This is a genomic window from Nocardioides jensenii JCM 1364 = NBRC 14755 (genome assembly GCF_001552535.1).
Taxonomy (GTDB): Bacteria; Actinomycetota; Actinomycetes; order Propionibacteriales; family Nocardioidaceae; genus Nocardioides; species Nocardioides jensenii.
The window spans coordinates 1-10,669 of sequence record NZ_BCRJ01000050.1 but is presented as its reverse complement, the minus strand read 5'-3'; the positions used below and the strand labels follow the sequence as shown (position 1 = coordinate 10,669).

At 68.0% G+C, this 10,669-nt stretch carries 7 protein-coding genes; 5 read left to right on the top strand and 2 right to left on the bottom strand.

The genetic code is table 11. The features are described 5' to 3' along the window. The coding region (locus NJ4_RS11745; RefSeq protein ID WP_067434860.1) for a mechanosensitive ion channel at positions 1-1,173 on the bottom strand (1,173 nt) is incomplete at its 3' end. Positions 1,174-1,418: 245 nt separating this feature from the next. Further along, positions 1,419-3,542 (bottom strand): MMPL family transporter, encoded by a 2,124-nt coding sequence (locus NJ4_RS11740; RefSeq protein WP_067434857.1) that lies wholly within the window; start codon positions 3,540-3,542, stop codon positions 1,419-1,421. A gap of 235 nt (positions 3,543-3,777) precedes the next feature. Here NJ4_RS11740 and NJ4_RS11735 point away from each other — a divergent pair, with 235 nt between their 5' ends. The 5 genes from NJ4_RS11735 (at position 3,778) to NJ4_RS11715 (ending at position 10,651) form a co-directional block, all read left to right on the top strand. Next, complete coding sequence (locus tag NJ4_RS11735; RefSeq protein ID WP_067434854.1) at positions 3,778-4,368, top strand: DUF6318 family protein; 591 nt, start codon at positions 3,778-3,780, stop codon at positions 4,366-4,368. A gap of 275 nt (positions 4,369-4,643) precedes the next feature. Then, positions 4,644-5,159 (top strand): hypothetical protein, encoded by a 516-nt coding sequence (locus tag NJ4_RS11730; protein ID WP_067434851.1) that lies wholly within the window; start codon positions 4,644-4,646, stop codon positions 5,157-5,159. 90 nt (positions 5,160-5,249) lie between these two features. Continuing rightward, on the top strand, positions 5,250-5,684 hold the full coding sequence (locus NJ4_RS11725) for a TY-Chap domain-containing protein (RefSeq protein WP_157551096.1): 435 nt from the start codon (positions 5,250-5,252) through the stop codon (positions 5,682-5,684). Positions 5,685-5,756: 72 nt separating this feature from the next. Next, positions 5,757-9,272, top strand: a complete 3,516-nt coding sequence (locus NJ4_RS11720) for a TM0106 family RecB-like putative nuclease (RefSeq protein ID WP_067434845.1) — start codon at positions 5,757-5,759, stop codon at positions 9,270-9,272. A gap of 35 nt (positions 9,273-9,307) precedes the next feature. Further along, on the top strand, positions 9,308-10,651 hold the full coding sequence (locus NJ4_RS11715) for an FAD-dependent oxidoreductase (protein WP_067434842.1): 1,344 nt from the start codon (positions 9,308-9,310) through the stop codon (positions 10,649-10,651). Positions 10,652-10,669 lie beyond the last annotated feature (18 nt).

Here is a 10,669-nt window from a genome sequence, read left to right as displayed (position 1 = left end):
CGCCGGGCCGCCGGTCGACGGGCTCGCCGCCGACTGCTGCAGCCTGGCCAGCTGCTGGGCAGCGGCCTCGCGGCCACCGAGCCCGAAGGCCAGCGCCGCTGCCAGAGCACCGCCGATGACAACCGCACCGAAGCCGAGCTCGATGATCGAGTCGGCGATGCCCATGAACTTCAGGCCCATCGCGGCGAACAACACGATGGTGGCGGCCTTGATGATCGTGCCGCCGGTGCCCGAGGCCAGCTTGGCCAGCTGGTTCGCGATCAGTACGCCGGCTGCGATCACCGCGGCGCCGAAGATGACCCGGCCGCCGAGCTCGAGGATGGCGCTGAGGAACTCCGTCACCTGCGGGAACTTCAGCAGCTGGGCGGCCATCACGGCGAAGAACAGCACGATGCCGACCTGGGCGATCTTCGCGATCGCCGGGGTCGCGCTCTTGTCGGCCGGCATCACGTCCATCGCGTGCAGCGAACGATCGACGCCGAAGCCGTCGAGCAGCTCCTTGAGCAGGTCGCCGGCGAAGCGCGCGATCACGACGCCGATGCCGAGCAGCAGGGCCGCGGCGATGATGTTCGGGATCGCGGTGAAGATGGTGTTGAGCATCTGTTCTGCGGGCTCCGAGATCGAGGAGATGCCGAGGACCTGCAAGGCAGCAATGGCGACGACGATCATGATCAGTGCGTAGAGCACGAGGGCCAGCGTCTTGCTGATCGAGGTGTTGCCGGTGACCTCGTCGGCACCCGCCCGGTTGAGCCACTTGTCGAAGGGCAGTGCGCCCAGCGCGGTCTCGACGAGCTGTCGCACCACCTTTGCCAGCAGTGAGCCGACGACGAAGATCAGTGCTGCACCGATCAGGTTCGGGATGAAACCGGTGACGCCGTTGAGCAGGTTCTGGATCGGCGCCAGGGTCTGGGTCAGTCCGAACAGCTGCAACAGAGCCATCAGGCCGAACATCCAGATCAGCAATGAGCCGATCGTGCCCAGTGAGGAACCGATGCTCTCACCGTCGGATCCGGCCTTCTGCAACACAGTGACCTTCTGGGTGGCCTTCACGAAGGCGGCCTGCACCAGCTTCGCGAGCAGCCAGGTGACCAGCAGGATCACCAGGGCTGCGGCGACCTTTCCGGCAAGTCCGGCCCAGTCGACGTCCTCGAAACTTTCCTTGAGTGAATCCATTCCGACATCTCCTCCCAAGTGGAGAATCTCGTACGACGATCGAGGTCGGCGCCGCCCGAGATGACGGGTGCAACGATCGTCTTCCGTTTCGGACGTTACCGCGAAGTACTGCCAGGAGGGGATGGTCGGCGAGTCCTGTCTCACGAACGCGGCGACAGGTGTAAATCGCAAGTGTCCGCGTGAAATGGCGTGAAATTGCGGGATCCGTCGCCGGTTCGGATGAACCGACGACGGATCAGCGGGGCTCAGTCGGCCTTCTTCTCGTCTCCGTGACCGGGCCACCACGCGGCGTGTCCGATCAAGGCGGTCAGCGCGGGCGTGAAGAACATCGCCATCACGAACGCCGCCACGAAGATGCCGAACGACAGGGCGAAGCCCATCGACACGATCAGCGAGTTGCCGCCGAGCATCAGGGAGGCGAACGTGCCGGCCAGGATCACGCCGGCCGCCGCGATCGTCGGGCCGGCATGGCGCACGGCCTCGGCCGCGGCCTCGCGTGGCTCCCGGCCCTCGCGAGCCTCCTCGCGTAGTCGCGCCACCATCAAGATGTTGTAGTCGGTGCCCAGTGCCGTGACGAACAGATAGATGTAGATCGGGAGCATGAAGATCAGCCCCGGCTCACCTTGGATGTGCTGGAACACGATCACCGTCGCACCGAGCGTTGCGCCGAAGCCGAGGCCGACGGCGGCCATCAGGTACCACGGCGCGACCAGGCTGCGCAGCAGCAGCGCCAGGATCAGCATGATCACCAGGGCTGCGACCGGGAACACGACCGAGTAGTCGCGCGCCATGGCCTTCTGCAGGTCCGCGAAGATCGAGGGCGTGCCCCCGACGTACGCCGACGTGCCGTCGGGTGCGGCGTCGTGCACCGCGGTGCGGATCGGGCCCTTGACGTCGTTGAGTGCTGCGTCGGAGACCGGGTCGTGGTCGAGGATCACCTCGACCTTGGCGGTGGTCCTGTCCTGGGAGAACTCCGGTTCGTTCACCCGGGCCACGCCCGTGGCGTCCTTCAGGGCGTCCGCGATGTCTGTTGCGGCCGACTTGTCGAGGGGGCTGCCGTCCTTGGTGGTGACCAGCACCGGCACCGGGTCGGCGGCACCGGCCGCGAAGTGCTCCTGGAAGGTGTTGAGTGCCTCGGTCGACTCGACTCCTTCGGGCAGGCTGGAGTTGAAGTCGAAGCTGGGGTTGAACTGGAGGCCGAAGACCGCCAGCGCTGCGAGGACCAGGCCGGAGGCGGCGGCGAACACACCGGGACGACGTCCGAGGGCGTGCCCGACCCTGCCGAAACGTGCGGAGTCGGGCTCCTTGCGCCAGTTCTTCGACGGCCAGAACAGGGACCGACCGAGCACCGTGACGACCGCCGGCACCAGGGTCAGCGCGGCGACCAGGGTGACTGCGACCGCGATCGCCAGGGCCGGACCGATCGATCGGAAGATGCTGAGAGAGCTCAGCAAGAGGGCGAGGAACGCCACGATCACGGCGCCACCGGCAGAAGCGATCGCCTCACCGGCACGCTCGAGCGCGTGGACAACCGAAGGGCGGGTCTCCTCGCCCTGCCTGAGCCGCTCTCGATAGCGGAACAGGAAGAACAGGATGTAGTCGGTGCCGATGCCGTAGAGCACCACGATCAGGATCACCTGGATCGACGAGTCCGCCTTGAGGTCGAAGGCCTCGTTGGCGGCGCCGATCAGTCCGGTGGCGATCAACGACACCACCGTGACGACCACGATCGGCATCAGGCAGATGATCACGCTGCGGAAGATGATGGCCAGCAGCACCACGATCAGTACGACGGTCGCGATGCCGACGATGGCCATCGTCGACTCGGTCGACTCCTGGGAGTCGAGGCTCTGCGCGGCTGCTCCGGTGGTCTTGACCTCGAGATCGGTGCCTTCGACGAGGGGCTCGATGCTCTCGCGCATGGCCTTGGCGTCGTCCATCGACTGGGTGTCGAACCCGGTGGCGTCGTCGGCCAGACCGACGAACCCGACGGCGATCGGGTCGCCGGCAGCCGGGGGCTTGCCGGTCGGTCCGGCGGTCGCCACCTGCGGAGCGAAGGTCTTCTTGCCGAGCTCTGGTCCGAGCTTCTTGGCGATGGTCGCCACGTCGGCGGCGTCCGCCTTGGTCAGTTCTGCGCCGTCCTTGCGCTCGAAGACGAGAAGTGCGCCGGGTGTGGTTGCGGCCGGGAACGCCTCCTCCTGCAGGTTCGCCGCCTTGATCGACTCGTAGTGGTCGGGCAGGAACTCCGACTGGTCCTGGGTCGAGGTCAGCGCTGGCGCGGTGAGCACCACCACGACTGCGAGCACCACCCAGGTCCCGATGACGTACCAGGGATGACGGGAGACAAGGCGACCGAGGGCTCCGAACATGCTGCGAACGCTATCGGGGCTGCGGGTTCCTGCGTCAAGCAATTTGTTGGGTCTGTCAAAGGTTCCGCGTCCGGGCTGCGTCCGTGCCGCCTCTGTGCTTGTGTCGGTGCCGTGTGGGCCTCCCGGGGGATGGGTCGCAAGGCGGTTGTCCACAGGCGGCCAGGACGGTCTTTCCAAGCGGTGTCCGGTTTGCGTACGGTGCTGTGGTCGCGGTGACTCTCGGGAAGGTGAGCCGATGGACGTACGTCGCTGGGTTGCGGGCGTGGTGTGCCTGCCGCTGTTGCTGGTGTCGGCGTGCACGGACGACGACGCGGGAGCGGACCCTGACCCGAGTCCGTCCTCCGCATCGCAGTCGCCGAGCAACTCCCCGTCAGCAACCCCGACGGTCGAGGACCCGGTCCCGCCGACGCTGCCGGCCGCCGCGCAGGGTTCGGACGACAAGGCCGCGAGGGCTTTCGCGCGGTACTGGATCGCGATGGTCAACTACGCGCAATCCACCGGGGACACGCTGCAGCTGGCTGCGCTGCACGACGATGGGTGTGATGCCTGCACGGCGGGGGTTGCAGCTGTGGACGAAGGCTTCGCAAAGGGCGGATCGATGGTTGGCGGCCGATACACCATCAGGTCTGTTCAATCCGTCGACTCAAACCAGGCGGGTGTGCGTCTTGTCGGTGTCTTGGTACGGGCCACTCGACAGAGGACGTTGAATCGGCGAGGTGAAGTGACTTCGACAGCACGACCCGGCTTGCGGGCATTCCGGCTGTTCCTCAGGAAGGACGGGGCAGGGGAGTGGACGGTCGGTTGGCTGGAGACCAAAACCGGATGAGGCCGGGACGAGGAGTTGCGCTCTGCCTTGGGCTCTGGCTGCTGGGGCAGAGTGTTGCCGTCACTGCTGACACTGCGGGCAGGACATTGCGAACCGAGCCCATCACGAGGATCTCGGACGATCGAACCAATGGCGAAGCAGAGGCGGACGCGTTTGCCTTGGCCAGCGAATCAAGCCACCGGTCGAGTGTCACTGGGGTCAAGGCATCCGCGACACCCGCACAGATGACTCAGTGGATGACACGTACCGGTGCATGTGCGTCCGTCTCAGTCGTCATGGGCGCAGACGTGGCGGAGACCTGCGATCCCAAGGTGCAGCCCGCTGACCAGCCGGTCACCCAAGTGATGGTGTTGCGTGCGCTGCGGCGAGTGACGCTGCCGAAGCCGAAGATCATCATCCAGCCGCCAGGCGGCAAGACCTTGGTGAACTTCGAGACGATCTTCCACACGAACGCCGAGCCGTTCACCCGAGTCGTGCGGCTGCTGGGTCACCGCGTGACGCTGAAGATCACGCCCTCGTCGTACACCTGGACGCACGGTGACGGGACGACACAGACGACCAGTGACCCCGGTGTGGCCTACCGCCAGAGTCTCCCGATGAGTGCCTACGTCGTCCACGAATACACCGATGCTCACGTGACGGTGAGGCCGCAGGTCTCGACGACGTTCTCGGCAAGGTTCCGGGTGGATGCGGGCGCGTGGCGTGACGTGTCCGGCACGGTGACGTCTGAGGGAGCCTCGGTGCCGCTGCGGGTCCTCGAGGGCAGGCCGACCCTGGTCGACGCCGGCTGAGCCGTTCGTCCCGGACAGCGACAGCACTGTCGGTGGCTTTCTCTAGCCTGCGGGAAGGCGGTCAGGGGGACCGTCGCAGTGGGGGTCGAGATGCACAACGAACAGACATCATTGGACGACGAGGTCCAGCGGGCATGGCGGCGATTCACGGCGTACCTCATGGTGCGTCTGAGGGGTGGCGACTACAGCAGGGCGATCGGCGTCGTGTACGTCGACGGCGTGCCTCGCCACGAGTTGCCGCCGGCGATCCAGCTGTCACGAAGCGGCCATGAGTTCATCGCGCTGGGCTCGCAGTGGCTGGCGCCGTCCGATGCCCAGCGGATCGCCGAGCTGCCCGGATATCGCGTCGAGCACGGCAGGCTCAGGGCCACCGACACGAACCATGCGCGCTTGGTGAGCTCGACCGTCCAAGCGTTCCGCGAGATCCTGGGGGTCCCGCACCCGGCCTTTCTCGAGGTGCGCGGAGTCGACCAGGACCGTGTTCGCAGCTTCCGGTCGCCCTACGTCGAGCAGGACCTGGAGTAGCCGCTGGCTCTGCCGTCGTGCTGCGCTGTCGGTGGCGTGCTCTAGCGTCGACGTCGACAGCAAGGGGAGCCCATGTTCAAGCTCGGTGAGTCACTCGTCTGGAGCGCGACAGACCTCGTGACGGCGGCGCAGTGCGAGTTCGCGTTGCTCTCCGGGGTCGATCGTCTGATGGGTCGCGGGCCGCGCCTCGACCCGGTCGAAGACCCGCTGATGAGGCAGATCCTCAGCCTCGGCGAGCACCACGAGGCGCAGGCGCTGCAGGCGTTCGAGCAGGTGCACGGCCCGTACGACGCCACGCGCGGCACCGGCGTACGACGCTTCGAGCGCGCGCACGCCTTCACCCGCGACGGGCTCGAGGACGCCGCGCGGGAGGCGGCCGCGGCGTTGACCGACGGAGCCGACGTGCTCTACCAGCCGGCGTTCTTCGACGGCGAGCTCTTCGGGTACGCCGACTTCCTCTGTGCGACTCGGGAGGGCTGGGTGGTCGCCGACGCGAAGCTGGCCCGCCAGGCGCAACCGCAGGCGTTGCTGCAGCTGGCCGCCTACTCGTCAGCCATCGCCGACGCCGGCGGCAAACTGGCGCCGACGGTGCGGCTGCTGCTCGGTGACGGCACGTCCGTCGACTTCCCCCGACTCGAGCTGGAGGCGGTCTTCCGCGAACGACGGCGCCGCATGCGGGCACTCCTCGGTGAGCATGCTGCATCGACCGAGGCCGTGTCGTGGGGCCGGCCAGGGCTGCTGCACTGCGGCGGTTGCGACGACTGCCAGCGCGCGGCGCACGAGGCGGACGACCTGATCCTGGTCGCCCGGCTGCGCATGGACCAGCGCCGCAAGCTCAACGCGAACGGCGTCGACACCGTCGCCCAGCTGGCCTCCGCCGCGGAGGCTCCCGCCGGGATGGCCGAGTCGACCTTCGCGAAGCTGCGCGCCCAGGCGCGGATCCAGGTGCGCGGCGCCCAGTCCGGCAAGCTGCTCCACGAGGTCGTCTCCGAGAAGGCGCTGCGGGCACTGCCGAGCCCCTCGCCCGGTGACCTGTTCTTCGACTTCGAGGGCGACCCGCTCTACAACGACGGCGACCTCGAGCGCTGGGGTCTCGAATACCTCTGGGGCGTGCTGACCGCGCCCGACCACCCGACTCAGCCGCGCCAGTTCCTGCCGTTGTGGGCCGACGACCACGGCACCGAGAAGGCGCAGCTGATCGCGTTCCTCGATGACGTGACGGCGCGGCTCGTGGCCCATCCCGACCTGCACATCTATCACTACGCGCCCTACGAGGTGACCGCGCTCAAGCGGCTCACCGCGGTCTACGCGACCCACGAGAACGTCATCGACGACCTGCTGCGTCGTGGGGTGTTCATCGACCTCTACGCCGTGGTGCGCGAGTCGGTGCTGATCTCCGACTCGTCGTACAGCATCAAGAAGCTCGAGCCGCTCTATCTCTCGGTGCCGCGCGACGGCGACGTGACCAAGGGGGACGCGTCGATCGCGGAATACCACGACTACCGCCAGCGTCTGCTGCTCGGCGACCTCGCCAACGCCGGCACCGCGAAGCAGAACCTGCTCGACTACAACGAGATCGACTGCATCTCCACGCTCGAGCTGCGCGACTGGCTGATCGGCCTGGTCGACGGTGACGTCGGCAGTCGGCCGGCCATGACGGGGGAGCTCGAGGCACCCGGAGACGAGCCCGCGGTCGACGACGAGCTCGTCGCGCTGACCGAGGCACTGCGTGTCCGTGTCGGCGATGCGCCGCGCCAGGACCGCACCGACGACGAACAGGCCTGGGCGATGCTCGCCTCAGCCCTGGGCTTCCACCGGCGTGAGCGGCTGCCGTCGGCCTGGGAGCACTACATGCGACTCACAGAACCGGTCGGCTCCTGGCGGCACACGCCCGACGTGGTCTGCTTCGACGACCCGCCCGCGATCGTGCAGGACTGGCACAAGGCGCCCCGCAAGCAGACGTTCTCGCGAGTCCTGTCCGCGACCGTCGACCTGCCGGTCGGCAGCGGCATCGGGCTGGGCTCCAAGCCGAAGACGATGTACGCCGACCCGCTCCCGCAAGGCCTGCAGCCACCGGAGAACGGACTCCACGCGGCCGGTTTCGGCGTCACGATCGACTCGCTCGAACCTGAGGGGGAGCGGTGGCGCATCACGTTCAGCGAGCGCCTGGCCAAAGCGATGGACGGCCACCCGCAGCTGCCACTCGCGTTGATCCCCGGCTACGGCATCGACGAGAAGCCGCTGGCCGATGCGATCCGTGAGGTCGCCCAGCTGGCCGAGGCGAAGGGTGAGTTGATTGCCCAGCCCGCCATCGACGTACTGGCCAGGCGACCGCCTCGCCTGAGCGGGAGACTGCTGCCGGTGACCGGCGACAAGGCGAGCGACCTGACTGCCGCGTTGTTGCAGATCGACCGCTCCTACCTGGCCGTCCAGGGTCCTCCCGGCACCGGCAAGACCTACACCGGCTCCGAGGTGATCCGGCGACTCGTGGTCGACCACGGGTGGAAGGTCGGCGTCGTTGCCCAGTCCCACGCCGTCGTCGAGAACTTCCTCTCAGCCCTCGTCAGGCGCGGCCTCGAGCCGGCGCTGGTCGCGAAGAAGGGCGGCACGGCAGACGGTGTGCCCTGGGGCGTCACCGACGACCTGCCCGGCTTCATCGACCGGTCCAACGACGGTTGCGTGGTCGGCGGCACGGCCTGGGCATTCACCGCGGCCAGCTTCCCGCGCGACGAGCTCGACCTGCTCGTCATCGACGAGGCCGGCCAGTTCTCGCTGGCCAACACGGTCGCCGTCTCGGTCGCCGCGCGTCGGATGCTGCTGCTCGGTGACCCGCAACAGCTGCCCCAGGTCAGCAAGGGCACCCACGGTGAGCCCGTCGACCGTTCGGCGCTGGGTTGGCTGATGGACGGCCACGCCTCGTTGCCTGCCGATCTGGGCTACTTCCTCGATGACACCTACCGCATGCACCCTGCCGTCTGCGCGCCCGTCTCCCACCTGTCCTACGACGGACTGCTGCGCTCGGCGCCGCCGGCGTCGAGACGTTCGCTCACCGAGGTGGACCCGGGGCTCGAGGTGGTGACGATCCCGCACTCGGGCAACCGCACGATGAGCATCGAGGAGGCCGCAGTGATCGTCGACCGCGTCGCGTCGATGGTGGGTCGCCTCGAGTGGAGCGACCCCGCCGACCCGACCACTCCACGACTGCTCGGCCAAGCAGACGTGCTGGTGGTTGCGCCCTACAACGCCCAACGCACGCTGATCTCCGATCTGCTCGCCGAGGCCGGGTTCCCCGACGTCCAGGTCGGCACCGTCGACAAGTTCCAGGGCAAGGAGGCGCCGGTCGTGTTCGTGTCGATGACGGCATCGTCGGTCGGTGACGCGCCCCGCGGCATGAGCTTCGTGCTCTCGCGCAACCGCATCAACGTGGCCATCTCGCGCGCCCAGTGGCGCGCGGTGCTGGTGCGGTCGGACGCCTTGACGGCCTACCTGCCGCGCAGCACACACGGGGTGGTCGAGCTCGGTGCGTTCGCGCGGTTGTGTGAGTCAGGCACTGCGACACGAATCACGTTGGCATCCGGCTCGAAGTAAGTAAGGCTTGCCTTACCCATCTTCGAGGAGTGCTCATGCGCAACATCCGTGTCGCCGTCGTCGGCGCCGGACCGGCCGGCATCTACGCCGCCGACATCCTGACCAAGGAGCACGAGAACGCCGAGGTCGACGTACTCGACCGCTTGCCGGCGCCGTACGGACTGGTTCGCTACGGCGTTGCGCCTGACCACCCGCGGATCAAGGAGATCATCAGGGCCCTCGGCCGGGTGCTCGCCAACGAACGCATCCGCTTCCTCGGCAACGTGGAGTTCGGCGTCGACCTCAAGCTCGCCGACCTCCACCTCCACTACGACGCGGTCATCGTCGCCACCGGTGCCGCGGCGGACCGCCCCCTCGAGATCCCCGGCATCGACCTGCCGGGCAGCCACGGGGCGGCGGACTTCGTCTCGTGGTACGCCGGACACCCCGACGTGCCACGGGACTGGGCCCTCGAGGCCGAGTCGGTGGCCGTGATCGGCGCCGGCAACGTCGCCCTCGACGTCGCCCGCATGCTGGCCAAGCCGGCCGACGAGCAGCTGACCACCGAGATCGCCGACAACGTCCACCGGGGGCTGAAGGCCAACAAGGCCAAGGACGTCCACGTCTTCGCCCGACGCGGCCCGGCCCAGGCGAGGTTCTCCCCGATGGAGCTGCGCGAGCTCGCGCACTCGCCGAGCGTCGACGTGCTCCTCGACGAGGAGGGCTTCCAGGTCGACGAGGCCAGCCAGAAGACGATCAGCAGCAACAAGGGCGTGCGCCTCGTGGTCGACACCTTGCTGAAGTATCTCGAGGCGAGCCCGACCGGCGCCTCACACCGCATCCACATCCACCTCTGCCAGAATCCGGTCGCGCTGCTCGGCGACGGCAAGGTCGAGGCGATCCGCACCGAACGCACCGAGCTCGACGGTACCGGCCACGCCAGCGGCACCGGCGAGTACGTCGACACGCCGGTGCAGGCGGTCTACCGCGCAGTCGGCTACCTCTCCTCAGACCTGCCCGACCTGCCGTTCGACCACGCCGCCGGTGTCATCCCCAACGAGGCCGGCCGGGTGCTCGGCCTCGACGGCCAGGCAGTGCCGGGCGTCTACGCGACCGGCTGGATCAAGCGCGGCCCGGTGGGTCTGATCGGCCACACCAAGAGCGACGCGGCCGAGACCATCCGCAGCCTCCTTGCCGATCTCGACGGTATTGCTGCACCGGAGCACGATGACCGCGACGCGATCCTCGAGCACCTGACCGACCGGGCGGTCGACTTCACCACCCACGACGACTGGGTGCGCCTCGACGCGCACGAGATCTCTCTGGGCGAGGCCGCCGGCCGCGAGCGGATCAAGGTCGTGCCGCGCGAGGAGATGATCGCCGCCGCACGCGGGGAGTGACTCACACCGCGGCCCGAA

Bases quoted from the DNA above. Each gene is read 5' to 3' on its own strand.
- NJ4_RS11715 (WP_067434842.1), top strand. From the start codon at position 9,308: ATGCGCAACATCCGTGTCGCCGTCGTCGGCGCCGGACCGGCCGGCATC.
- NJ4_RS11740 (WP_067434857.1), bottom strand. From the start codon at position 3,542: ATGTTCGGAGCCCTCGGTCGCCTTGTCTCCCGTCATCCCTGGTACGTC.
- NJ4_RS11730 (WP_067434851.1), top strand. From the start codon at position 4,644: ATGGGCGCAGACGTGGCGGAGACCTGCGATCCCAAGGTGCAGCCCGCT.
- NJ4_RS11720 (WP_067434845.1), top strand. From the start codon at position 5,757: ATGTTCAAGCTCGGTGAGTCACTCGTCTGGAGCGCGACAGACCTCGTG.
- NJ4_RS11735 (WP_067434854.1), top strand. From the start codon at position 3,778: ATGGACGTACGTCGCTGGGTTGCGGGCGTGGTGTGCCTGCCGCTGTTG.
- NJ4_RS11725 (WP_157551096.1), top strand. From the start codon at position 5,250: ATGCACAACGAACAGACATCATTGGACGACGAGGTCCAGCGGGCATGG.